We start from the raw sequence: 24,537 nt of genomic DNA on the forward strand, positions 1-24,537 counted from the left end.
GCAAAGGGACAAGTGACGGTTCCCTGTGAATGGGATTCTGTTGATCCCTTGTGGGAATTCGCGGTTACCCAGCGTGAATTACGGGAGCATCTCCTTACCCAAACCCCCATGTAAAGCATGTGAATTACGTGAACATGACGGGCCACGCACGGTCACGGATATGACGCTCCTCACGTGACACTGCTCCACCACACCTCATTCCAGAGCGAGTTGGAACGAAGGATGATGAAGCAGAATCAACGCGCCAATTCGGACAGACGACTCAGATGCGACGCAGCCGGAAGATCGCCGCATCGAGGTCACCGCGCAATCCGGTACGAAGTCCGTGATGCAGCAATACGGCACCCCCGTGAACTTCGCCCGTTTCGAGGCATTCGTACGATGCTGCCGGATCGAGGCCGCGCAGCCGCAGCGCCGGTACGGGTTCGCCGTAGCTCTGAGCCTGGAGCCAGGCAAGGACAACCGCCTCGTCCCCGCGCACGTACTGCACCGCGCTGAGTCCACCCGTCGGGGGTCGGAGCCGATAGAGGTCGCCGTGCTGCACGAGGGGCCGGATCCCCTTGTAGAGCGTCACCCACTCCTGAGCCTCGGCAAGCTCCTCCTCAGTCCACTGAGTCAGGTCCCCGCCGACGCCGAGTACGCCCGCCATGGCGCTCACGAACCGGAAGCGCAGCGAGCTGACCCGCCCGTTGAGCTGGGTGTTCGGGCTGTCGGTGACCCAGGCGGCCATTACGCGCGCAGGGTGGATCTGGCTGAAGCCGTGCTGGATGGCGAGCCGGTCGAGCGGGTCGGTGTTGTCGGAGGTCCACACCTGGTCCGTACGGCTCATGATCCCGAGGTCGATCCGGCCGCCACCGCCCGAGCAGGACTCGAAGGCGACGTCGGGGTGGGCCGCCCGCAGCCGATCCAACAGGGCGTACAGGGCATGGACATGGTCGACCCAGAGCCGCTGCGGGTAAGGCTCGTCCGGCCAGCCCGCGTCGGTGAAGCAGCGGTTGAAGTCCCACTTCACGTAGTCGATCGGGGCGCTGGACAGGAGCGCGTCGAGTCGCTCCCACAGGTACTCCTGGACGTCCTCCCGGGCCAGGTTCAGTACGAGCTGATTGCGGAATTCCGTCCGCTTTCGTCCCGGTTGGAACTGCACCCAGTCGGGGTGTGCGCGGTAGAGGTCGCTGTCTGGGTTGATCATCTCGGGTTCGACCCAGATGCCGAACTGCATGCCGAGGGCGTGCACATAGTCCGCGAGCGGCTTGAGGCCGTTCGGGAACCGGTCCGGGTTGGGCGTCCAGTCGCCGAGTCCGGCGCGGTCGCTGACGCGCTTGCCGAACCAGCCGTCGTCGACCACGAACAGCTCGACACCGATCGCCGCGGCCCGGCGCGCAAGGGTCCCCTGCTGCTCCTCGGAGATGTCGAACTCCGTGGCCTCCCAGGAGTTGAACAGCACGGGCCGGTCCCGGTCGGCGTCCGGGATGACGTACGCGCGCTGGTACGCGTGCCAGGCGCGGCTCGCACCGCCGAAGCCGCCGTCGCTCCAGAGGCCGGCGAAGACGGGGGACGTGTACGACTCCCCCGCCTCCAGGCGCAGCAGCCCGGAGTCGTCGTAGCCGGCGCCGCCGGTGATCTGCACGCGCGCGTCCGGGAGTTGCGCCACCGCGATCCGCCAGGAACCGGACCAGCCGAGAGCACAGCCGTAGACCTCGCCGCGCTCCTCGGTCGCGTCGGTGTCGAGCGCGACCCAGGGCAAGTGCTGGTGCCCGGTGTGGCCGCGGCGGCTGCCGATGACCTTCTCACCGTAGGTGAGAGGAGAGGCGGTCAGCCGGGATTCCGCGGCCCACCGCCCGTGCAGCTGGGACAGCCGCCAGCCCTCCCGATCGGGCAGGGTCCAGGTCGCGGGGTCGGCCCGCAGCAGCTCCAGAGCGGGCCCGTCGTTGTCGAGGGTCACCCATCGCTCCACGACGTCCTGCCGCATCCGGTAGTGCAGCGTGATCGCGAGCCCGCCGTCGCGGAAGCGGAGCCGCAGATGGTCGCCCTCCCCCTCGTACGTCTCGAAGCGCCACTCGGTGCCGCGGCGCTCGTCGGTGCGCACGGACAGGGCGGGCCGCACGAAGCGGGGGCCGCCCTCGACCGGGTACTCCTCGCGTCCGTCGAGTGTGGACTCGAAGGGCCAGTAGTCGGGCAGCGGGCGGACGGCGAGCGCCTCGGCGTCCGCGAGCGTGATCCGGGGACCCCAGTGCAGGTGCAGGAGCTCGTCGTCCTCGGTGAGATGGACGGCGTAGCCACTGGCCGGCCCGGAGAGGAGCCATGTACGGCCGTTGTCGGCGATCTCCAGCATCAAGCCCTCACATATCCGAACAGGTGCGATCAATCGCCAACATCATCAAGGGCCATGGGGCCCGCTCGCAACGCCTGTGGACAACTCATTGCCTAAGGAATCCATGTCGTATCGTCGGGAGAGTCCCTGTCGACGAGCCGCGCCGGCGGGGGCGGACTGGGAGGAGCCCCCGTGACGCAGCAGATCCCGTCGACCGAGCCCGAGCTTGCCGGAGTCCGCAACTTCCGTGATGTTGGCGGACTTCCGACAGTGGACGGACGGCGGGTGCGGTACGGAGTGCTGTTCCGCAGCGGCCACCTCGCGCACGCGACCGAGGAGGACGCGGAGTTCCTCTCGTCCCTGGGACTGCACACGATCTTCGACTTCCGGAATGCGGCGGACCAGAAGCTGGAGGGCCCGGACGTCGAGCTGTCGGGCGTGCGCAATGTGAACCTGCCGCTGACCGACCCGGCGGAGGGCTCCGAGTTCTGGAAGATGGTCCGGGACGGCGAGATCGACCAGCTGCGGGAGATCCTCGGCGACGGCAGGGGGGCGAACCGCATGATCGGTTCGTACCGGACGATCATCAAGGAGCGCACCGGCGTGCACGCACGCGTGCTGCGCTCCCTCGCCGAGGACAGCGTGCCCGCGCTGATGCACTGCGCGGCCGGCAAGGACCGCGCGGGCCTGTCCATAGCCGTAACGCTGCTCACCCTGGGTGTCGAGCGCGAGGCGATCGTCGCCGACTACATGGAGTCGAACGCGAAGCACCGCCGCTACAAGGTGCGCCGCAGCAGCTCCTCACCCGAGGCCTACTCCCCCGAGGTCATGGAGCTGCTCAGCCCCTTCTTCGAGGCGCGTGCCGAGTACATGGCGGCGGCCTTCGAGACCATCGAGGAGACGTGGGGCAGCGTGGACGCCTACCTGGAGCAGGGACTGGGGGTCACGCCGGAGCTTCGCGAGCAACTGCGGGAGCGGCTGCTCGACTGACCCGGCGGGTCACTTCGCGCCCACCTCGAACAGCAGGTAGACGAAGGCCGCGAAGAGATGCCCCACGGCGATGTAGATGATCAGGCGCACCCACAGGGCGCGGGGGAACTTCTCCTCCATGTTGCTGTTGCTCATGGCGTGTCTCCAGTGGTGGGGCCCAGGCACAGCGTGGCCGTGGGGCTCTGCAGCAGGGTGTGTACGAAGAGGAGCTCGACCCCGTCGGCGTCCTGCGCGGCGATGCGGTGCGGGGTGAGCGAGTCGAAGTGCGCGCTGTCGCCCGGGGCGAGCAGATGCGTCGTGTCGCCGAGGCGCAGGCGCAGCCGCCCGGTCAGGACGTACAGCCACTCCTCACCGGGGTGCACGCGCACGATGTCGCCCTGGGAGCCGTACGGCACCTGGACCCGCAGGGCCTGCATGCCGCGGCCGGGCGCCCCGGCCTGCCAGTAGGTCCAGCCGCCGGCCGCCGTCGGTTCCATGTCCCCGGCCCGCACCACGGCGTCCCGGTCGGCGACCGTCTCGCCGAGCAGCTCCGAGACGGTCGTACCGTAGATACGGGCCAGCGCGAGCAGCATCGGCAGCGAGGGCTGGCGCTGCCCGGTCTCCAGCCGGGAGAGGTGGGCAGGTGACAGCCCGGCGGCTCGGGCCGCGGCCTCCAGGGTGAGGGAGGCGCGGCGGCGCAGTGCGCGGAGCTGTGGGGCGACGACGGGCAGCTCCGCCTCGGCTTCCGAAGAGCTCATGCCTCCATTCAGCCGGAGGTTTGCCTCTGCGGCAAATTTCTTGCCTCAGAGGCAAAGCGCCGCGCGACGCATACCGATCCGCGGCCGTCTACCGGTTGGCGACCGCCTGCTTCACCAGCGTCTTGCCGAAGTCCCACATCAGCCCGCCACCGCTGTGCGCGTCGTCCATCACGGCCGTGAAGGCGTCGACGAACCGGTCCACGTCCTGCTCGCCGATGATCAGCGGCGGAATCAGCTTGATCACTTCGAGGTGGTCGCCGGAGACCTGGGTGAGGATGCGGTACCGCTGCAGCAGCGGTACGACGACCATCTGCGCGAACAGCCCCTTGCGCGCGGCCTGCAGCATGGTCCACCGGCTGCGCAGCTTCAGCGACTTGGGCCTGCCGAACTCGATGCCGATCATCAGGCCCCGGCCGCGCACGTCGGCGAGCAGCTCGTACTTGTCGATCAGCGCCGCGAGCCGTGACTTCAACTGGTCGCCGGTGGCGCGGGCGTTGGCGACGATCTGCTCGTTCTCCATGACGGACAGCACGGCGAGGCCCGCCGCCATGGCCTGGGCATTGGACCCGAAGCTGGCCGAGTGGACCAGCACCCGGTCCATCGACGAGTAGACCTTCTTGAAGATCCAGTCCTTGCCGAGCGTGGCGCCGACCGGGACGTAGCCGCCCGACAGCGCCTTGGCCACACACACCAGATCGGGTTCCACGCCGTCCTCGTGCTGGTAGGCGTAGAAGTCACCGGTCCTGCCCAGCCCTGTCTGCACCTCGTCGGCGATGAGCAGCGCCTTGTGCTTGCGCAGCAGTTCCTGAGCGGCTCGCAGATAGCCGGGCGGGGCCTCGTGCACGCCCTTGCCCTGGATCGGCTCGACGATCAGGGCGGCGACGTCGCCCTTCTTCAACTCCTTTGCCAGGACGTCGAGATCACCGAGCGGTACGGCCGTGTCGGGCAGCAGCGGGGCGAAACCGTCCCGGAAGCCGGACTCTCCGTTGACCGACAGCGACCCGGTGGTCAGGCCGTGGAAGGCGTGGTCGCAGTACAGGATCCGCGGCTTGCCGGTGACGTACCGGGCGAACTTCAGGGCGGTCTCCACAGCCTCCGTGCCGCTGTTGCCGAAGAACACGCGGTCCAGGTGTGGGCTGTGCGCGAGGAGCTGCTCGGCCAGCAGCCCCGGAAGCGGCTGGCAGTCGAAGCGGGTGAGGTCGGCGAGCTGGGCGTCGAGGACGTCGTGCAGCGCCTTGCGGACCACGGGGTGGTGGCGCCCCAGTCCCATCACCCCGAACCCGGCCAGCATGTCCAGGTAGTCGTTGCCGTCCGCGTCCCAGAAGTGGGCGCCCTCGGCGCGCTCGTAGACCTTGTCGAAGCCGATGGTGTGGAGCATGCGCGGGAGTTGGTGGTTCAGGTACTTCCCGTGCAGCTCGTAGCGTTCGGCTCCGCGCTCGGCCAAGAGTGCGCCGAGGTCGAACTCCTTGGTCATTCAGCCTTCTCCTTGACTGGCGCGGCCGCCTCGCCGCTCTCGGCCGCCTCCTTGACGGCCAGGGTGTCCTCGGCCTCCTTGACGGCCAGGCTCGCGCTGATCCGCCCGGCGACCTCGACCGGCGTGAGCCCGATGTCGGCGAGCACCTCACCGCGCTTGGCGTGCGCGAGGAACTGCTCCGGGATGCCGAACCGCCGTACGGGGACGTCGACCTCGGCGTCACCGAGGGCCAGTGCCACCGCCGCGCCGACTCCGGACGCACGGCTGTTGTCCTCGACGACGGCCACCAGCCGGTGCTCGGCGGCAAGACCAGGGAGCGCCGGGTCGACGGGCTTGACCCAGCGGGGGTCGACGACGGTGCACGAGATCCCGCGGGCCTCCAGCAGCTCGGCGGCCTGCAGGCAGACGGGCGCCATCACACCGACGGCGACGAGGAGCACCTCGGGCGTGTCCGGGCCGCGGTGCAGGACGTCGAGGCCGCCGACCCGGTCGATCGCCGGGATCTGCGGGCCGACCGATTCCTTCGGGAAGCGGACCAGCGTCGGCGCGTCGTCGACGGCGACCGCCTCACGCAGCTGTGCCCGCAACTGGTCCGCGTCGCGCGGGGCGGCGATCCTGAGCCCCGGCACGACCTGGAGGATCGACATGTCCCACATGCCGTTGTGGGAAGGCCCGTCGACGCCCGTGACGCCGGCCCGGTCCAGGACGAACGTGACCCCGCAGCGGTGCAGCGCCACGTCCATCAGGAGCTGGTCGAAGGCACGGTTGAGGAAGGTGGCGTAGACGGCGACGACGGGGTGGAGACCGCCGGTCGCCAGGCCTGCTGCCGATACGGCGGCGTGCTGCTCGGCGATGCCCACGTCCCACACGCGGTCCGGGAACCGCGCGGCGAACTTGCCGAGGCCCACCGGGTGCAGCATGGCCGCCGTGATCGCGACGACGTCCTCCCGCTCCTCCCCGATCGCGACGATCTCGTCGCCGAACACCGAGGTCCAGGAAGGCCCGTTGGAGGGCGCGAGGGGCTCGCAGGTGAGCGGGTCCATCACGCCGACGGTGTGGAAGTGGTCCTCCTCGTGGGCGATCGCGGGCTCGTAGCCGCGGCCCTTCTCCGTCAGGCAGTGGATGAGGACCGGCCCGTGGAAGCGTTTCGCGCGCCGGAGCGCAGATTCGACGGCCCCGATGTCGTGTCCGTCGATCGGGCCGACGTACTTCAGACCGAGGTCCTCGAACATGCCCTGCGGTGCGAACGCGTCCTTGAAGCCCTTCTTCGCGCCGTGCAGTGATTCGTAGATGGTGTTGCCGACGACGGGCGTGCGCAGCAGCACGTCCTTGCCCCAGGCGAGCACCTTCTCGTAGCTGTCGGTGGTGCGCAGGGTGGCCAGATGGTTGGCGAGGCCACCGATGGTCGGCGCGTAGGAGCGCTCGTTGTCGTTGACGACGATGATCAGCGGCCGGTCCTTGGCGGCCGCGATGTTGTTCAGTGCCTCCCAGGCCATGCCGCCGGTCAGCGCACCGTCACCGATGACCGCGACCACATGGCCCTTCTCGCCCTGCACCTGGCGGGCCTTGGCGAGGCCGTCGGCCCAGCCGAGCGCGGTGGAGGCGTGGCTGTTCTCGACGATGTCGTGCTCGGACTCCTCACGCGACGGGTAGCCGGACAGGCCGCCCTTTCCGCGCAGCTTCGAGAAGTCCTGGCGTCCCGTCAGCAACTTGTGTACGTAGCTCTGATGGCCGGTGTCCCACACGATGCGGTCGACGGGTGACTCGAAGACCCGGTGGAGTGCGACGGAGAGTTCCACCACCCCCAGGTTGGGCCCGAGGTGTCCGCCGGTCCTGGCCACCGCGTGCACCAGGAACTCCCTGATCTCTTCGGTCAGTTGACCGAGTTCCGTCTCGGACAGCGCCTTCAGGTCGCGTGGTCCCCGGATGTTCTCCAGAATGGTCACGCTCGGGCCCCCTTCGGTCCGTGCTGTTCAACTCACGGTGACGGCCGGCTCCCCCGACGCGACGCCGTCCTGTTCCATCTGTTCGGCGATCTTCATCGCCTCCTCGATGAGGGTCTCCACGATCTTCGACTCGGGCACGGTCTTGATGACCTCGCCCTTGACGAAGATCTGCCCCTTGCCGTTGCCGGAGGCGACCCCCAGGTCAGCCTCCCGTGCCTCGCCCGGGCCGTTGACCACACAGCCCATCACGGCCACCCGCAACGGAACTTCCATGCCGTCCAGGCCCGCCGTGACCTCGTCGGCCAGCTTGTAGACGTCGACCTGGGCACGCCCGCAGGACGGACAGGAGACGATCTCCAGCCGCCGCTGCCTGAGGTTCAGCGACTCCAGGATCTGGATGCCGACCTTGACCTCCTCGGCGGGGGGCGCGGACAGCGACACCCTGATCGTGTCGCCGATGCCCTGGGACAGCAGCGCCCCGAAGGCCACCGCCGACTTGATCGTGCCCTGGAACGCCGGGCCCGCCTCGGTCACACCCAGGTGCAGCGGGTAGTCGCACTGCGCCGCGAGCTGCTTGTAGGCCTCGATCATCACAACCGGGTCGTTGTGCTTCACCGAGATCTTGATGTCCCGGAAGTCGTGCTCCTCGAAGAGCGAGGCCTCCCACAGCGCACTCTCCACGAGCGCCTCCGGAGTGGCCTTGCCGTACTTCTGGAGCAGCCGCTTGTCGAGCGACCCCGCGTTGACCCCGATCCGGATCGGCGTGCCATGGTCCTTGGCGGCCCGCGCGATCTCCTTCACCTGGTCGTCGAACTTCTTGATGTTGCCGGGATTGACGCGTACGGCCGCACAGCCCGCCTCGATCGCCGCGAACACGTACTTCGGCTGGAAGTGGATGTCCGCGATCACCGGGATCTGCGACTTACGGGCGATGGTGGCGAGGGCGTCCGCGTCGTCCTGCGTCGGACAGGCGACCCGGACGATCTGGCAGCCGGACGCGGTGAGCTCCGCGATCTGCTGCAGGGTGGCGCCGATGTCGGACGTACGGGTCGTCGTCATCGACTGCACCGACACCGGTGCCCCGCCCCCGACCGCCACCGGCCCGACATGGATCTGCCGCGACACACGCCGCTCGGCGATCGGACGGGCCGGTACCTCGGGGACGCCCAAGGAGACGGCGGTCATCGTGTCACTCCCGGTTTCCGGAGACCGTCTCGCGCATCGCGCGCAGGGACTCCTTCAGGGACCCCATGGTGGCGAGGACGGCGGTGGGCTCGTAGCCGCAGTGCGCCATGCAGTTGGCGCAGCGCGGGTCCTTGCCGCGGCCGTACTTGTCCCAGTCGGTGTCCTCGATCAGTTCGCGGTACGTCGGCACGTACCCGTCGCTCATCAGGTAGCAGGGGCGCTGCCAGCCGAAGAGCGAGTAGTTCGGGATCGCCCAGGCGGTGCACGGGAAGTCGACCTTGCCCTCGAGGAAGTCGAGGAACAGCGGCGAGTGGTTCAGCCGCCAGCGACGGCGGTTGCCGCCGGCGAAGGCCTTCTTGAACAGCTCGCGGGTCTGCTCCACGCCCAGGAAGTGCTCCTGGTCGGGTGCCTTCTCGTAGGCGTAGGCGGGCGAGATCATCATCTCGTCGACCTTGAGGTCGTCGTTGAGGAAGTTGAGCACCTCGATGATGGTCTGCGGGGTGTCCGTGTTGAAGAAGGTGGAGTTGGTGGTGACCCGGAAGCCCCGCCGCTTGGCCTCCTTGATCGCCTCCACGGCCTCGTCGAACACGCCCTCCTTCGCCACCGACTCGTCGTGCCGCTCGCGCAGCCCGTCGATGTGCACGGCGAAGGCGAAGTACGGAGAGGGCTTGAACTTGTCGATCTTCTTGCGCAGCAGCATGGCGTTGGTGCAGAGGAAGACGTACTTCTTCTTCGCCACCAACTGCCGCACGATCTCGTCGATCTGAGGGTGCATCAGGGGCTCGCCGCCCGCGATGGACACCATCGGCGCACCGGACTCCAGCACCGCTCCCACGGCCTGTGCGACCGGCATGCGCTGCTTGAGGACACCTGCCGGATGCTGGATCTTGCCGCAGCCCTCGCACTTCAGGTTGCATGCGAAGAGGGGTTCCAGCTCCACGATCAGCGGAAACTTGTCCCGCTTGCGGAGCTTCTGTTCAGCCAAGTACGTAGCGACCTTGATGGACTGACGCAGCGGCATGGCCATCTGGCTCACCTCCTGGGGAGCAGCAAAGAACGGTGCCATTCGAAGAAAGCTGGAAGAACGGCACGAAGGACGCGGAAAGCCGATATTCCACCGCGTACCGTGCCGATTCGAACAAGTTCATGTTCAGGAGCGTCCACGACCACTCGTACGGCCGCAACCGGGCGCTCGCCCGTCCGCACGGCGCTCAGGAGCGTCGCGGCGGATTCCATGTCGACCGCAATCGCGCCGGTCGTGAGCAGATCCGACCGTTCGTGACCACGGACGACGTGATCGGAGCCGGTGAGCGGTCCGGTATGGACGGTGCGTCCGGGTACGGCCCGCGCCAGCTCCTTGACGAGTAGGTCGGTCCCCAGGCAGGGAACGGTTCCGTCCGGATCCCGGGTCTCCTCGGCGACGACCAGATCACCGGGGTGCATGCCGGGGGCGAGCCCCGCGCAGAAGCCCGTGGCCAGCACGGCGGCCTCGCTCAGCGCCGGGTCGGCCAGGACCCGGGCGACGGACCGCTCGGCCGCCTTCGGCCCCATGCCGGTCCGCAGGACGGTGACCGGCCCGCCGGCACCGCTGCGGTCACCGCTGCGCAGCGCGAGCTGCTCGATGCCGAGCGCGCAGGCGATCAGCAGCGGGGCCGGGGCGGGCTGGGTGCTCATCAGCCCCCCTTGCCGACGGGTTTGGCGGCGAACGGCTCTCCGTGCACATACCGCCCGAGCGCGGTGAGCGGGAAGACCTGCCGGTAGAGGTGGTAGTTGATCGAGAAGTCCCAGGGGAAGCCGGTCCCGGTGAAGTACGGCTCGTCCCAGGAGCCGTCCTCCTGCTGGGTGGCCGCGAGCCACTCGACGCCGCGCTCGACGGCCTTGGAGTCCTCCTCCCCCGCGGCCAGCAGTGCCATCAGCGCCCACGCGGTCTGCGAGGCGGTGGAGGCGCCCTTGCCGCTCCATTCCTTGACGTACTTGTAGGAGCGCAGGTCCTCGCCCCAGCCGCCGTCGTCGTTCTGGACCGACTCCAGCCAGGCCACGGCCCGCCGGATCGCCGGGTGCGAGCCGGGGAATCCGGCCGCGACAAGGGCCGGTACGACCGATCCGGTGCCGTAGACGTAGTTGACGCCCCAGCGCCCGAACCACGAGCCGTCCGGCTCCTGCTCGGCGAGCAGCCACTCGATGCCGCGCCGGGTGCGCGGGTCGTGCGAGAGGCCCTCGACGGCCAGCATCTCCACCACGTGTGCCGTCACGTCGGCGGACGGCGGGTCGATGACCTCGCCGAAGTCGCAGAACGGCAGCCGGTTGGGAAAGGGGCTGGTGTTGTCGACGTCGAAGGCGCCCCACGCGCCGTTCTTCGACTGCATCCCGAGGTTCCAGCGCATCCCGCGCCCGATCGCCTTCTCCACCCGCTCCGGGTCGTGGTGCCGGACCCGGCGCAGCGCGAGGATCACCTCGGCGGTGTCGTCGATGTCGGGGTAGTTGTCGTTGTGGAACTCGAACGCCCAGCCGCCGGGCGGCAGTTGGGGCCGCTTGACCGCCCAGTCACCGGGCCGGACGATCTCCTCGCCGAGCATCCAGTCCGCCGCCTTGACGAGCTGCGGATGATCGGCGGGCACGCCCGCGTCGACGAGCGCGATGGTCGCCAGACACGTGTCCCACACGGGCGACTGGCAGGCCTCGATCATCCGGGCCCCGTCCTCGCGCCACACGGCGAAACGGTCCAGCGAGGCCAACCCCTCGCGCATCACGGGGTGTTCGAGGTCGTAGCCCAGCAGGTACAGCGCGATCACCGAGTACACGGCCGGCGGCTGGATGCCGCCCCAGCAGCCGTCGTTCTCCTGCCGCTCGATGATCCAGCGGGCGGCGGAGTTCATGGCCGCCTTGCGCAGCCTGCGCGGCACGACCTTGCGCAGCTGGTGCAGGCCCTTGTCGAGGCGTTGGAAGGCGCCGTCCCAACTCGCCACCGGGGCAAGGGGCTTGGGCGGGTTCGGGTTGTCCGGGTCGGTGTGCAGTTCGTCGAGCGGGAAGGGCGCGGGCCGCACCGGCCGCTTCGCCGACACGATCGTGAGCGGGACGATCGTCTGCCGGGCCCAGCACCCGAAGTCGTAGATGTTGAGCGGTACCCACTTGGGGAAGTAGATGAGCTCCGGCGGGAGTTCGGGCAGGTCCTCCCACTTCCACCAGCCGAACAGCGCGAGCCAGATCCGGGTGAAGACTCGGGCCGCGGCGATGCCGCCCTGCTCGCGGATCCAGGCGGAGGCCTTCGCCATGTGCGGTGCGTCCGGCTCGTCGCCGGCCAGCCGGAGCGCGACGTACGCCTCGATGGTGGTGGAGAGTTCGCCCGGCCCGCCGTAGAAGCTGGCCCAGGTGCCGTCCTCGTGCTGCTCGCCGCGGATGAACAGGGCTGCGGCGTGCGCGGTGGCCTCGTCGAGGATGCCCAGGAACTGCCGTAGAAGAAGATCCTCGGCGTCCATGGTCACATTGGTCTCGAGGTCGCCCTTCCACCAACCCTGGGCGTCCTGCTGGGACAGCAGGAAGTCGGTGGAGCGTTGGACGGCGCGTACGGCGGCATCGCGGACCCCCGCCGCCACGGGGCTCGTGCTGTCGGTATCCCTGGCCGAGGCAGCTCGGGGCGGTAGAGCCCCGGTGCTTCCGTCGGTCGTCGCTGTCATGGCTTCCCCTTCGTGCAGTCGTGCGAGTCGTGCTGCTGTGGGTCCGCCGTCGGCCGGTGCTGTCCTGGTGCCCGTGGCACCGGCCGGCGACTACGCAAGGGTTGTTCGACCGATAGTGATCATCTCTTTCGTACGACGACGAAGTCGGCGAGCGCCGCGAACTGGGCCCGTACCCGGTCGGGCATGTCGATGGCGTCCAGGGCTTCGATGGCGATGGTGTGCTGACGACGCGCCTCTTCGGCGGTCCACTCGCGGCCGCCCGCCTTCTCGATGAGGGCGGCGCGGGCCGCGAACTCCTCCTCGGAGAAGTTCTCGAAGTCGCTGCTCTTGGCGTCGGCGGCGAGGAGCTCGCCCAGCCGCTCGGCGGCGGGACCTTCCGCCGCGAGCGCGGCCACGACCGGCAGGGACTTCTTGCGCTGGCGCAGGTCGCTCCAGGTCTGCTTGCCGGTGGAGACCGGGTCGCCCCAGATGCCGAGCAGGTCGTCGACGGCCTGGAAGGCGAGGCCCAGGTGGTAGCCGTACTTCTCCAGGGTGTCGGCGGTGCGGCCGTCCGCGCCGCCGAGCACCGCGCCGATGGAGCTGGCGCAGGCGAGCAGGGCGCCGGTCTTGTTGCCCTCCATCTCCAGGCACTCCTCGACGCTGACGCGGTCGCGGTGCTCGTAGGAGATGTCCTGCGCCTGGCCGTCGATCAGGGCGCGGGTGGCGGTCGTGAGGCGGCGGGTGGCGCGGCCGGCCTCGACCGTCCCGAGTTCCAGCAGGATCTCGTTGGCGAGGGCGAACAGGGCGTCGCCGACGAGGATCGCCTGGGCGGGGCCGTGCACCTTCCAGACGGTGTCGCGGTGGCGGCGCTGTTCGTCGCCGTCCATCAGGTCGTCGTGCAGGAGGGAGAAGTTGTGGACGAGTTCGACGGCGACGGCGCCCGGGATGCCGACCTCGGGTGCGGCGCCGGTGACCTCGGCCGAGAGCACCGCGAGGGCGGGGCGCACGGCCTTGCCGCCGTCCCCGTCCGCGGGGTTGCCGTCGGCGTCGATCCAGCCGAAGTGGTAGGCGGAAACGGTGTCCATGGGAGGGGCCAGGCGTTCCACGGCCGCCCGCAGTACCGGTGTGGCAAGGGTCCGGCCGCGCTCCAGGAGCGCGGTCACGTCCACCGCGTCGGCAGCCGTCTCGGCCGGGGGCACAGTGGGCACAGTCTCTCCTCTTGTTGCGGTACCGGAAGTGCGGGGACCTGCCGCATGCTGATCGAGCATCACGCCGCCTCCTCGAACTCGAAGAGGTGACTCGGGCGGGGCCGGCCCAGGGCGCTCAGCGCGGCGTCCGCCGCACTCACACCACTGCGGACCGCACTCTCCATGGTCGCGGGCCACCCAGTGGCGGTCCACGCTCCGGCCAGGTAGAGGCCGGGGGCTTTGGTGCGGGCGCCGGGCCGCAGCCGCCCGACGCCGGGGGTGGGAGCGAACGTCGCCGTGCGCTCCCTGGTCACGAAGAAGTCCTTCACCTCTGCACCGCGCGCGCCGGGCAGCAGCCGCTCCAGCTCGGGCAGGTAGCGCTCGCGCAGCTCGGCGACCGGCTCGTCGATCTCGTCGTGCGCGGCCGACTGGGACAGTGCGAGGTACTGGCCCTCGCGCAGTCCGGAGGCGTCGGTGCGGTCGAAGACCCACTGGACCGGGGTGCCGAGGGCCGCGAAGAACGGCTTCTCCAGCACCTTGCGGTCGTAGACGACATGCACGTTGAGGATCGGCGCGGTGCCGATTTCCAGAAGTTTTTCGGGGGCGTCGAGCGCGCCCTCCGGCAGCAGGTCATGGGCCTCGCGCTGGGGTACGGCGAGCACGACGGCGTCCGCTTCCAGCCGCTCGCCGGGAACCTGAACGCGTAGGCGCCCGTTTTCGTCAGTAGAGATGGAGGTGACGCGTGTACGGACCTCGGTACGGACGCCCGCGGAGTCGAGCGCCTTGCGGGTGAGACGGTCATGCAGTTCGCCCAGCGGGACGCGCGCCCATCCGATGTCGGCCGCGCCCGGGTCGGACAGCAGACCGGTCTTGAACACCATCGCGGCGAGCCCCAGCGAGGAGTCGCCCGCGACCGCGTTGAGGGTGGCGACCCCGACCAGGTCCCACAGGGCCTCGATGGCACGCGCCGACTGACCGTGCGCGGTCAGCCAGCTGCCGAAGTCCTGCGTGTCCAGGTTCGGATCGGCGAGGTCGAGCCCCTTGAGCGCGAGCGCGGCACGCCCCACCTTGGCCCGCTCGGCGAGCGAGAGATGCGGATACGTCGCCAGGCTGCGCCCCAGATGCAGGGGTACGGGCAGGGCGTCGCGCCGCAGCCTGCCCAGCCGCCGCCCCTCGGGCTTGTCGACGTCGAGTACGGGCACGTCGAGACGATCCTGCAGCGGCGCCAGCGCCGTCCCCTCGATGCGGTCGAGGAACCAGCGGTAGGCGGTGCAGCAGCGCAGGTAGACGTGCTGTCCGTTGTCGACGGTCAGTTCGCCGCGCTGGAAGGAGAAGGCGAGGCCACCGAGCCGGGGCCTGCCCTCGATCAGGGTGACGCGGACGCCCGCGTCGGCGAGCGCGAGTGCGGCGGTGATGCCGGCGAGCCCGCCGCCGACCACGACGGCGTCCCGCCCGGATCGTCCCCGGGTGTCAGCAGCCAGCCCCTCGGACTGCGTGCCGTCGCTCATCGCGCACCCTCCCCTGCGTGACCGCCGTGGTTGAACCGTGCACGGCAGGCCGTCGCAGTCAGGGACGCCGTCCTTACCCGGAGGGTTGCGTGCCGCTTTTCTCCGGTGGAATCACCTTGGACCGTTTTGTCCATCAGGCGCGCCTCCTGACGGTCCTCCGTGCCACATGCCGGGCATCCAGGCCGGACAGCCCGCGGACGGCGACGTACGCCTTCTCCCGGCCGGGCAGCGAGACCCGGCCGCGCAGGACGGCCTCCGGGTCGCGCTCGATGCGGTCGAGCAGCCGGCGGTAGATGCCGGCCATGGCGGCGACACACGCGCCGCTGCGCCGGTCGAGCATGGGAAGCAGTCGGTAGCCCTCGGCGAAAAGGGCGCGGGCCCGTCGCACTTCGAAGTGCACGAGGCCCGCGAAGTCGGAGCCCTCCGGTGGGGTCGGGCCGTTGAACCCGGCCGAGCACCCGAATTTCGCGAGGTCGTCGGAGGGCAGATAGGTGCGGCCGCCCTCGGCGTCCTCGCGGACGTCTCTGAGGATGTTGGTGAGCTGCAGCGCGAGCCCGAGCGTGTCGGCATACTCCGGCGCGCGATCGGCGCCGCGCGCCCCCGGTTCCGTACCGAACACGCCGAGCGAGAGCCGTCCGATGGCGCCCGCGACGCAGCGGCAGTAGACCTTGAGGTCGTCCCAGGTCTCGTAGGTCTCGCCGCGGACGTCCATGAGCACGCCGTCGATCAGCTCGTCCAGGCCGCCGAGCGGGATCGGAAAGGTCTCCGCGGCATGGGCGAGTGCGACCGCGACGGGGTCGATGTCGTCCTCGGCGACCGCGCCCTCGCGCACCCGGGTCAGCAGCGACCGGGTGTCCTCGAGTCTCGCGGCCTTGACGTCGTCGGCCAGCGCGCCGTCGCCGATGTCGTCGACGCGCCGGGAGAACGCGTACAGCGCCGACATCGCGCGGCGCTTGGGCGTCGGCAGCAGCCTGATCCCGTACGCGAAATTACGGGCCTGCTGTCCGGTGACGGCCTCGCAGTAGCTGTAGGCGGCGAGTACCGGTGCGGACACGTGTTGTTCCAACTCCACGGTCCGGATCACCCCTCTCCTCGCAGAGTCACGCCCACCTCGCGCAGCAGCTGCACCTTGCCGGGCTTCGGCGGGCCGGGAAGTACGTCGTATTCGGCGGCGGCGATCGCTCGGATCGCCGCCCTTCCCCCCGCCACGAACCCCGCGAGCAGCAGCTTCAGCCTGCCGTGGACGCTACCCACCAGAGGGGCGCCTTCATTCAGGAGATTCCGGGCGCGTTCTGCTTCGTATGCAACCAGTGCGCGCACCGATGCGCCCGCGGTGGGCGTGGCGAGATCTGCCTCTTGAACATGGAAGTGCTTCATGTCCTCGGCCGGCAGATAGATCCGGTCGCGGCCGAGGTCCTCGGCCACGTCCTGCAGGTGTTCGACGATCTGGAGCGCCGTGCAGATCGCGTCGGACAGACGGATCCGCTCCGGGGTCGAGGTGCCGGTGACCGAGAGGACCAGGCGGCCGACGGGGTTGGCCGACAGCTGGCAGTAGGCGACCAGGTCGTCGTAGGTCTCGTACCGGCTGACCAGCTGGTCCTGGCGGTTGGCGGCGATCAGGCCGAGGAAAGGCTCGGGGGTGAGCGAGCAGCGGCGGACCGTCGGCTGGAGGCGGCGGAGCAGGGGGTGGCGGGGGGTGGAGTCGAAGACGCGGTTCAGATCGGTCTCGAAGGCGTCCAGGAGCAGCAGCCGGTCCTCGGCGTCCTCGGGCGACACGCCGAGCAGCCGGGCGTCGGCGCCGCCGGGGGCCAGGTCGCCGTCGCCGATGTCGTCGACGAGGCGGGCGAATCCGTACACCGCCATGAGGTCGTCGCGCCAGGCCCTGGGCAGGAAGAAAGGTGCCACGGGGAAGTTCTCGCCCGCGGCCTTGTCGAGCGTGTCGCGCTCCGGATCACCGGCGCGCGACGTGCCGGTTCCCGTCACCGCGGACTGCCCGGGGCGGGGACGGCACATGCTGCGTGGAGCTGGGGAGTTTCCGTAGCCATTGCCGTCACATCTCCCGTTCTACACTGCCGACCCAATACGCACTATTTCGGACACGCCGCCCGGCCGTCCGCACGGTTGTCCCGCTTGAGGGTGTCGCGCATTATCGCCCCACTTGCCGCGTTTCGGGACCGGTACAGCTTACGTTGTACAACGCAGCGAGGATCCCTGGGGTGTCCTGCACATCACAACAACACACCGATTGGCGTCAAGATTCCTTGAGCGAAACCGAGTTGACGTTTCCTTTGCAGACGCGGGGCCCCGCCGGAACAGTTCCGGCGGGGCCCCGCGAAGCGTTCTGGCCAGTGTGTCCAGGTCGGGGTGGACTACTTGCCCGTGAACTTCTCGTACTCCTTGAGGACCTCTTCGGTCGGCCCGTCCATGCGCAGCTCGCCGCGTTCCAGCCACAGGACGCGGTCGCAGGTGTCCCGGATCGACTTGTTGTTGTGACTGACGAGAAACACCGTGCCGGCTTCCTTGCGCAGCTCACGGATGCGCTCCTCGGAGCGCTTCTGGAACTTGCGGTCACCGGTCGCCAGCGCCTCGTCGATCATCAGGACGTCGTGATCCTTGGCAGCGGCGATGGAAAAGCGCAGACGGGCCGCCATGCCGGAGGAGTAGGTGCGCATCGGCAGGGTGATGAAGTCGCCCTTCTCGTTGATGCCGGAGAAGTCGACGATCGCCTGGTAGCGCTCCCTGATCTGCTCGCGGGTCATACCCATGGCGAGCCCGCCCAATATGACGTTCCGCTCGCCCGTCAGGTCGTTCATCAGGGCCGCGTTGACGCCGAGCAGCGAGGGCTGGCCGTTGGTGTAGACGCGGCCCTTCTCCGCCGGGAGGAGGCCCGCGATGGCGCGCAGCAGGGTCGACTTGCCGGAGCCGTTGGAGCCGATGAGGCCGATGGCCTCACCGCGGTAGGCGACGAAGGAGACCCCCTTGACGGCGTGCACCTTGCGCACGCCGCGCTCCTCGCCGCGCTTGACGATGCGGCTGAGGGCAGCGGTGGCGCTGCCCTTGCCGGTCTTGGCGCCGTGGACGCGGTAGACGATGTGCAGCTCGTCGGAGATGACCGTGGGAATGCGGTCTTCCTGTTGGTTCTCAGCCACGGCCGTACCTCTCCTCCGCCTTCCAGAAGTACACGAAGCCGCCGAGGGCGATCAGGACCGCCCAGCCGCCCGCGGCCGCCCAGACGTGGTCGGGGAGGTTCTCCGCTCCGTAGTCCTCGATGAGCGCGAAGCGCATCAGGTCCATGTAGATCGCGGCCGGGTTCCACTGCAGGACGGTCGCCAGCCACTGCGGCTTGTCGGCCAGCATGATCGGGATGGAGAACATCACGCCGGACGCGTACATCCACGTACGCATGACAAACGGCATCAGCTGTGCCAGGTCCGGGGTCTTGGCGCCCGCGCGGGCCATGATCAGCGCGAGGCCGCTGTTGAAGAGGAACTGCAGGGCCAGCACCGGGACGATCAGCAGCCAGGACAGGTCCGGGATGCTGCCGAAGCCGATCGCCACGGCGAACAGCACGATCATCGAGAACAGCAGCTGCTGGAGCTGCTGCAGCGCGAAGGAGATCGGCAGCGAGGCGCGCGGGAAGTGCAGCGCGCGGACCAGGCCGAGGTTGCCGGAGATCGCGCGTACGCCCGCCATCACCGAGCTCTGCGTGAAGGTGAACACGAACACGCCCGTGACCAGGAACGGGATGTACACGTCCTTGGACATGCCCCGGCTGGCGTTCAGGATGACGCCGAAGATGAAGAAGTAGACGGCCGCGTTCAGCAGCGGCGTCGCCACCTGCCAGAGCTGACCGAGCTTCGCCTGGCTGTACTGGGCGGTCAGCTTCGCCCGCGAGAAGGCGAGGATGAAGTGACGCCGGTCCCAGAGCTGGCGGACGTACTCGACGAGGGACGGCCGGGCACCGCTCACGGTCAGCCCGTACTTGGCGGCGAGCTGGGGCGCCGCGAGGCCCTCGTCGGGCGACACGGACGCGCTCAGGGCGACCGTGGCGTCGTGCGTTGTCTCACTCACAGGGGGAAACTTTCGTCTTCTGGATGCGCAGCCTGTGCGGGCTTGGCATGAATCCGGGACCCGCCTCGGGTCCGATGGCTCACAGGAACGAGCTTGTCAGATCACAGGGGGTCGGCCCAGTCGGGTCAGCCGCCACACCGTACGCCACTTCATGGGCCTGCGCGGCCCGCACGGAGTGGTCCAGCCTTCCCGGAACCCGCCGAACCACGCCCTCAGGGCGGGCCGCGAGGGGCGGCGGACGAGGGTGAGCAGCATCCAGACCCCGAGGTAGACCGGGACGAGGAGCGCGGGGAGGTTGCGGCGGGCGAGCCAGACGCGGTTGCGGGCGACCATGCGGTGGTAGACCGCGTGCCGCGAGGGCGCGGTCGTCGGGTGGTACAGCACCATGTCGGACCGGTAGTCGATCATCCAGCCCGCGTCGAGGGCCCGCCATGCCAGGTCGGTTTCCTCGTGGGCGTAGAAGAATTCGTCCGGGAGGCCGCCGACTTCGGCGAAGACCTGGGTGCGTACGGCGTTGGCGCCGCCGAGGAAGGTGGTGACCCGGGAGGAGCGCATCGGGTCGGCGGCGCGCAGGCGCGGGACATGCCGACGCTGGGTGACCCCGGTGTCGGGGTCGGCGATGCGGAAGCTGATGATGCCGAGCCTGGGGTCGGCCTCGAAGGCCTGGCGGCACAGCTCGGCGGTGTCGTGGCCCGCGAGGAGGCCGTCGTCGTCGAGGAACATCAATATGTCGACGTCGCGGCCGCTGGGGCCGAAGGCCTCGATGCCGACGTTGCGGCCGCCGGGGATGCCGAGGTTCTCCGGCAGCTCGATGGTGCGGACGCCGTCGGGGACGTCCGGGACGGGTGAGCCGTTGCCGACCACGACCACCTCGACACGGTCGCCGTCCTGCTTGGCGACCGAGTCGAGGAGCGCGCGGAGCTCGTCGGGGCGGTTGCCCATGGTGATGATCACCGCGCCGACCTTCATGGGCGTGCTCACTTCAGCCTGCTCGACGCAAGGATCGACACCAGGTGCAGAAGGGTCTGCAGCAGCGCGATACCGGCCAGCACCGCGACACCGAGCCGGGAGAAGAACAGGTCGCCGCGGGCCTGGTCGACGAAGGCCAGGACCAGGATCAGCAGGGACGCCTCGATGCCGAGGATCAGCCGGTGGAACTTGAAGGCGGCCGCGGCCCGGCGGGCCAGCGCCATGCCGGAGGAGCGCATCTCGGCGGCGGCCTCCTGCACCGGGGGCTTCCCGGCCTGGTGCCGGGCGACGCCGACCAGGTCGGTCTCGGCCTTGATCAGGATCGCGCCGAGCGCGGCCAGCGTGCCGAGGAAGGCCCACAGCCAGTCGATACGGCCGCCGCCCCACAGGTCGGCGGCGCGCAGGCCGAAGCCGACGAGGACAGCGGCGTCGGTGAGGTAGGCGCCGACGCGGTCGAGGTAGACGCCGTTCAGCGAGTACTGCTTCTTCCAGCGCGCGATCTCGCCGTCGACACAGTCCAGCAGCAGATACATCTGGACGCAGACCACGCCCAGCACGGCCCCGGGGATGCCGGGCACCAGCAGTGCCGGGGCCGCGAGCACGCCGAATACGGTCATCAGGTACGTGAGCTGGTTGGGCGTGACCCTGGTGTTCACCAGGTAGCGGTCGACCCGCAGGGACACCTCACGCATGTAGAGGCGTCCCATCCAGTGCTCACCGCTGCGCCGGTCCTTGACCCCTGCGGGGTGGACGACCGGGCGGAGTTCAGCTACCGATGGCCTTGACATAGTCGGCGTAGGTGTCCTTGATCTGGTCGGTTTTCAGGTCGAGGTGTTCGAGGATCGTGTAGCGGCCGGGCCGGGTCTCCGGGGCGAACTCCACGGCGCGGACGAACTCGTCCACGGTGAAGCCGATCTCCTCCGGGAGCACCGGCAGCCCGTGCCGGCGGAGCACCTCGGCCATGTAGGCCGATTCCTCGTGGGCTCCGCGCAGGTACATGGCGAAGGCGGCGCCGAGGCCGCACTGCTCGCCGTGGCTCGCGGCACGCTTGGGGAACAGCAGGTCGAAGGCGTGGTTGATCTCGTGGCAGGAACCCGAGGCGGGGCGCGAATCTCCGGAGATCGACATTGCGACGCCCGTGAGGACCAGCGCCTCGGCGAGCACCTGCAGGAAGTTGTTGTCGCCGACGCCGCCCGGGTGCCGCAGCACGGCCTCACCGGCCTGACGGGCCATGGCGGCGGCCAGTCCGTCGATCTTCTCGCCCTTGACGCGGTTCGCAAGCTCCCAGTCGGCGATCGCGTTGATGTTGGAGATCGCGTCGCCGATGCCCGCGCGCACGAAGCGCACCGGTGCCTCGCGGATGACATCGAGGTCGATGACTGCCGCTATCGGATTCGGGACACCGTACGACCCGCGCCCCGCGTCGTTGTCCAGGGTCGCGACCGGCGAGCACAGGCCGTCGTGCGCGAGGTTCGTCGGCACGGCGACCAGGGGCAGGCCGATGCGCGCCGCGGCGAACTTGGCGCAGTCGATGATCTTGCCGCCGCCCAGGCCGACGACCGCGTCGTAGTGACCGGCCTTCATCTCGCCGGCCAGCCGGATCGCGTCGTCCAGGGTGCCGCCGCCGACCTCGTACCAGGTCGCGCCAGGCAGCGACGGCTCGAGCCGATCGCGCAGCTTCGCGCCCGAGCCGCCGCTCACCGCTACGGCGAGCCGGCCGGAGTGCGAGATCCGCTCGTCGGCGAGCACACCGGCCAGGTCGTCGAGGGCACCCGGGCGGATGTCCACGACGAGCGGTGAGGGAATCAGCCTCGTCAGTACTGGCACGCGATCTCCCGTCCGCGGGCGAGATCGTCGTGGTTGTCGATCTCGACCCACTTGACGTCGCCGATCGGCGCCACGTCGATCCGGAAGCCGCGGTTCACGAGCTCCTGGTACCCGTGCTCGTAGAACTGCTGCGGGTCGGTCTCCCAGACCGCCTTCAGGGCGTCGGCCAGCTCGGGGGCGGCGTCGCCCTCGATGAGCGTCACGCCGATGTACTCGCCGGTCGCCTCGGCGGGGTCCATCAGCTTGGTGATCTTCGTCATGCCCTTCTCGGGGTCGACGACGACCTTCATCTCCTCGTCGGCCAGGTTCTTCACCGTGTCCAGGGCGAGGATGATCCTCCTGCCCTCGCCGCGGGCGGCGAGCAGCGTCTTCTCGACGGAGACCGGGTGGACGGTGTCGCCGTTGGCGAGGATCACGCCGTCCTTGAGGGCGTCACGGCCGCACCACAGGGAGTAGGCGTTGTTCCACTCCTCGGCCTTGTCGTTGTCGATGAGGGTGAGCTTGAGGCCGTACTTCTGCTCCAGGGCGGCCTTGCGCTCGTACACGGCCTCCTTGCGGTAGCCGACGATGATCGCGACCTCGGTCAGGCCGATCTCGGCGAAGTTGCCGAGGGTCAGGTCCAGAACCGTGGGTTCGCCCTCTATGCCCGCGGGCCCCACCGGCACCAGAGCCTTGGGAAGGCTGTCGGTGTAGGGGCGCAGACGCCGTCCGGCGCCGGCCGCCAGCACGAGGCCGATCATGCGGGTTCTCCTTCATCGTGTACGGCGGGAGCCCCGGAGGACACCCAGAAGCGGATGCTCTCGACGAGCACCACCAGGGCGACGGCCACGGCGAGCGCCGTGAGCGCGACCTTGAACTGCGAGGCGGTGAGCGCGGCGGCCAGGACGGTGACGAGCAGCGTCCGCCCCTCCTGCCCCCCGACGGCGCGCACCAGCCAGGCCGGGGGCGCTCCGGCGTTGCCGCGGATGCGGTACACCGTGTCGTAGTGATGGTAGGCGACGGCCGCCACCAGGCCGAAAGCCGCAGGAAGGGCTCCGTTCACGTCTGCTTTGGCCGCCAGTACCAGGACAGTGCCGTATTCGGCGAACCGGAACAGCGGCGGGACGAGCCAGTCGAGGGCGCCCTTGAGGGGGCGGTACAGCGCCTGACCGGCGGTGATCGTGTAGACGACGGCGCCTGCGACGGGTGCCCAGGTGACCCCGGAGAAGAGGGAGACGGCGAGGACGGCCGTGCCGGCCGCCGCCACCAGCAGCGGGGCGCCGAGGCGGACCCGTGTGGCACGCGCCACGAGGGAGGCGAGCGGGCCGTTGTCCGCGAGGTCCGCCAACGCCTGCGCCGCCCGGTCGGTGCGCTGGGCCTTGCGCGTCAGCGAGCGCAGCACCCGGCCCGCGGTGGTGTACGTCGCGGCGAAGGCGCAGCCGATGAGCAGGACGTAGAAGGTGATCCGAGGGGTCGTGGCCGCCGTGAGCACCGCGATCATCGCCCAGCGCTCGCCGATCGGCAGCACGATCATGCGCCGGACCCAGACCGTCCAGCCGACGCTGTCCAGCTTGTCGGAAAGGGCGGCGGTGGGGCTGGTGTTGGCAGTGGCGTCGTGGTTGGCCTCGTTGAAGGAGAAGTCGACGACGTGCCGGCAGGTCTGCAGGATCATCGCGCCGAGGGCGAGGGCCCATACGTCGTCGCCGCCGCGGGCCGCTCCCAGGGCGAGGCCCGCGTAGTAGGCGTACTCCTTGGCGCGGTCGAAGGTCGCGTCGAGCCAGGCGCCGAGCGTGGAGTACTGCAGGGAGTAGCGGGCGAGCTGGCCGTCGGTGCAGTCCAGGACGAACGAGGCGATCAGCAGGACGCCCGCGGCGATGTAGCCGCCGCGGGTGCCGGTGGCCGCGCAGGCCGCCGCGATCAGTGCGGTGAGCAGCGAGGCCGTGGTGACCTGGTTCGGGGTCAGGCCCCGGCGGGCGCACCAGCGGGCGATGTAGCGGGAGTACGGGCTGATGAAGAACGTGGTGAAGAAGCCGTCGCGGGACTTCACGGCGGATTTGAGGCGTACGGCTTCGTCGTCGACGTTCGCCACGGCCTGCCGGGCCTCGTTGCGGGACTGCGGGTCGGCGGGGACGACGGCGACCAGGCTGCCGAGTTCGGGGCGGTGGACGTCGGCGCCGTCGGTGTCCAGGGCGGTGACGACGCGGTCGGCGAGGCTGTCCACCGCGACGGCGGTTCCCCCGCTCGCCGAGCTCTCGCGGGCCATCGCCCGGGTCAGGGCCTGACGTCCGGCCGACTGGGCGGTGACGGCGCCGGGGATCGCGGCGAGGTCGAAGCGCGGGTCGGTGAGGCCGAGGCGCAGGGCGTGCAGGTGGCCGACGAAGCGGCCGTCGACGACGGCGACCCGCTCACCGCCCGGCACCTGGGCGAGCAGGGTCTCGGCGTCGGCGGCGTCGGAGGCGACCCGGACGTCGAAGCCGAGGGACCGCAGATCGCCCTCGATCGACGATCCGGGGACCGGCTGACCGGTGAGGATGGCGGTCGACAACCGAACTCACTCCCTGAGGTGCCGACGCGCCGGCGCCGGTCATGTGCATGGTGGGGGCGCCCCTTGGCTGCACCAGGCGGGCGGCATGTCGGCAGAGGCTATCGGATGCCCGGAGAGCGGTGTTCACCGCCCGTTCACGGGCCGATCAACGCCGT

Annotated in this window: 22 protein-coding genes; 1 reads left to right on the forward strand and 21 read right to left on the reverse strand. The window is 69.6% G+C overall.

What is annotated here, in order from left to right:
* Positions 1–262: 262 nt before the first annotated feature.
* Positions 263–2,332, reverse strand: coding sequence for an alpha-galactosidase (locus ACFY1L_RS02495; protein ID WP_388816941.1), 2,070 nt, complete (start codon positions 2,330–2,332; stop codon positions 263–265).
* A gap of 171 nt (positions 2,333–2,503) precedes the next feature.
* Here ACFY1L_RS02495 and ACFY1L_RS02500 point away from each other — a divergent pair, with 171 nt between their 5' ends.
* Positions 2,504–3,301 carry a tyrosine-protein phosphatase gene (locus tag ACFY1L_RS02500; RefSeq protein WP_388816944.1) on the forward strand — a complete coding sequence of 266 codons (798 nt, stop codon included), beginning with the start codon at positions 2,504–2,506 and terminating at the stop codon, positions 3,299–3,301.
* Between the two features lie 9 nt (positions 3,302–3,310).
* Here the strand turns inward: ACFY1L_RS02500 and ACFY1L_RS02505 are convergent, their stop codons facing one another.
* The 20 genes from ACFY1L_RS02505 to ACFY1L_RS02600 form a co-directional block, all read right to left on the reverse strand.
* Positions 3,311–3,436, reverse strand: a complete 126-nt coding sequence (locus ACFY1L_RS02505) for a DUF6126 family protein (RefSeq protein ID WP_344400340.1) — start codon at positions 3,434–3,436, stop codon at positions 3,311–3,313.
* A complete protein-coding gene (locus tag ACFY1L_RS02510; protein WP_388816947.1) occupies positions 3,433–4,038 on the reverse strand; it encodes a helix-turn-helix domain-containing protein in 606 nt (201 codons plus the stop codon). Before ACFY1L_RS02510 ends, ACFY1L_RS02505 begins: the two co-directional genes overlap by 4 nt.
* A gap of 88 nt (positions 4,039–4,126) precedes the next feature.
* The gene (locus tag ACFY1L_RS02515; RefSeq protein WP_388816950.1) at positions 4,127–5,512 is read right to left on the reverse strand and encodes an aspartate aminotransferase family protein; all 1,386 of its coding nucleotides are present in this window, start codon (positions 5,510–5,512) and stop codon (positions 4,127–4,129) included.
* Positions 5,509–7,458: a 1-deoxy-D-xylulose-5-phosphate synthase gene (gene dxs / locus ACFY1L_RS02520; protein WP_388816953.1), complete on the reverse strand. Its 1,950-nt coding sequence runs from the start codon at positions 7,456–7,458 to the stop codon at positions 5,509–5,511. The genes ACFY1L_RS02515 and dxs overlap by 4 nt, the downstream gene beginning before the upstream one ends.
* A 27-nt stretch (positions 7,459–7,485) precedes the next feature.
* On the reverse strand, positions 7,486–8,643 hold the full coding sequence (ispG, locus tag ACFY1L_RS02525; RefSeq protein ID WP_388816956.1) for a flavodoxin-dependent (E)-4-hydroxy-3-methylbut-2-enyl-diphosphate synthase: 1,158 nt from the start codon (positions 8,641–8,643) through the stop codon (positions 7,486–7,488).
* 4 nt (positions 8,644–8,647) lie between these two features.
* Positions 8,648–9,670, reverse strand: coding sequence for an adenosyl-hopene transferase HpnH (gene hpnH, locus ACFY1L_RS02530; protein WP_361269876.1), 1,023 nt, complete (start codon positions 9,668–9,670; stop codon positions 8,648–8,650).
* Positions 9,671–9,675: 5 nt separating this feature from the next.
* Positions 9,676–10,317: a 1-hydroxy-2-methyl-2-butenyl 4-diphosphate reductase gene (locus tag ACFY1L_RS02535; RefSeq protein ID WP_388816959.1), complete on the reverse strand. Its 642-nt coding sequence runs from the start codon at positions 10,315–10,317 to the stop codon at positions 9,676–9,678.
* On the reverse strand, positions 10,317–12,317 hold the full coding sequence (gene shc, locus ACFY1L_RS02540) for a squalene--hopene cyclase (protein ID WP_388816962.1): 2,001 nt from the start codon (positions 12,315–12,317) through the stop codon (positions 10,317–10,319). Before shc ends, ACFY1L_RS02535 begins: the two co-directional genes overlap by 1 nt.
* Positions 12,318–12,436: 119 nt before the next feature.
* The gene (locus ACFY1L_RS02545; protein ID WP_388816965.1) at positions 12,437–13,564 is read right to left on the reverse strand and encodes a polyprenyl synthetase family protein; all 1,128 of its coding nucleotides are present in this window, start codon (positions 13,562–13,564) and stop codon (positions 12,437–12,439) included.
* On the reverse strand, positions 13,564–14,991 hold the full coding sequence (gene hpnE, locus ACFY1L_RS02550) for a hydroxysqualene dehydroxylase HpnE (RefSeq protein ID WP_388816968.1): 1,428 nt from the start codon (positions 14,989–14,991) through the stop codon (positions 13,564–13,566). The genes ACFY1L_RS02545 and hpnE overlap by 1 nt, the downstream gene beginning before the upstream one ends.
* Positions 14,988–15,125 carry a DUF6380 family protein gene (locus ACFY1L_RS02555; RefSeq protein ID WP_388816971.1) on the reverse strand — a complete coding sequence of 46 codons (138 nt, stop codon included), beginning with the start codon at positions 15,123–15,125 and terminating at the stop codon, positions 14,988–14,990. The genes hpnE and ACFY1L_RS02555 overlap by 4 nt, the downstream gene beginning before the upstream one ends.
* Positions 15,125–16,075 (reverse strand): presqualene diphosphate synthase HpnD, encoded by a 951-nt coding sequence (gene hpnD / locus ACFY1L_RS02560; protein WP_388816974.1) that lies wholly within the window; start codon positions 16,073–16,075, stop codon positions 15,125–15,127. The genes ACFY1L_RS02555 and hpnD overlap by 1 nt, the downstream gene beginning before the upstream one ends.
* The gene (gene hpnC, locus ACFY1L_RS02565) at positions 16,072–16,974 is read right to left on the reverse strand and encodes a squalene synthase HpnC (protein ID WP_388816977.1); all 903 of its coding nucleotides are present in this window, start codon (positions 16,972–16,974) and stop codon (positions 16,072–16,074) included. Before hpnC ends, hpnD begins: the two co-directional genes overlap by 4 nt.
* 386 nt (positions 16,975–17,360) lie before the next feature.
* A complete protein-coding gene (locus tag ACFY1L_RS02570; protein ID WP_388816980.1) occupies positions 17,361–18,140 on the reverse strand; it encodes an ABC transporter ATP-binding protein in 780 nt (259 codons plus the stop codon).
* Positions 18,133–19,062 (reverse strand): ABC transporter permease, encoded by a 930-nt coding sequence (locus ACFY1L_RS02575; RefSeq protein WP_388816983.1) that lies wholly within the window; start codon positions 19,060–19,062, stop codon positions 18,133–18,135. The genes ACFY1L_RS02570 and ACFY1L_RS02575 overlap by 8 nt, the downstream gene beginning before the upstream one ends.
* 96 nt (positions 19,063–19,158) lie before the next feature.
* Positions 19,159–20,031 (reverse strand): glycosyltransferase family 2 protein, encoded by an 873-nt coding sequence (locus ACFY1L_RS02580; RefSeq protein ID WP_388818890.1) that lies wholly within the window; start codon positions 20,029–20,031, stop codon positions 19,159–19,161.
* Positions 20,032–20,039: 8 nt separating this feature from the next.
* Complete coding sequence (locus tag ACFY1L_RS02585) at positions 20,040–20,819, reverse strand: CDP-alcohol phosphatidyltransferase family protein (RefSeq protein WP_388816986.1); 780 nt, start codon at positions 20,817–20,819, stop codon at positions 20,040–20,042.
* On the reverse strand, positions 20,797–21,858 hold the full coding sequence (locus tag ACFY1L_RS02590) for an iron-containing alcohol dehydrogenase family protein (RefSeq protein WP_388816989.1): 1,062 nt from the start codon (positions 21,856–21,858) through the stop codon (positions 20,797–20,799). Before ACFY1L_RS02590 ends, ACFY1L_RS02585 begins: the two co-directional genes overlap by 23 nt.
* Complete coding sequence (locus ACFY1L_RS02595) at positions 21,846–22,598, reverse strand: sugar phosphate nucleotidyltransferase (RefSeq protein WP_388816992.1); 753 nt, start codon at positions 22,596–22,598, stop codon at positions 21,846–21,848. Before ACFY1L_RS02595 ends, ACFY1L_RS02590 begins: the two co-directional genes overlap by 13 nt.
* Positions 22,595–24,382, reverse strand: coding sequence for a DUF5941 domain-containing protein (locus tag ACFY1L_RS02600; RefSeq protein ID WP_388816995.1), 1,788 nt, complete (start codon positions 24,380–24,382; stop codon positions 22,595–22,597). Before ACFY1L_RS02600 ends, ACFY1L_RS02595 begins: the two co-directional genes overlap by 4 nt.
* Positions 24,383–24,537: the final 155 nt, after the last annotated feature.

It is taken from the genome of Streptomyces sp. NPDC001663 (assembly GCF_042893105.1).
Lineage (GTDB): Bacteria > Actinomycetota > Actinomycetes > Streptomycetales > Streptomycetaceae > Streptomyces.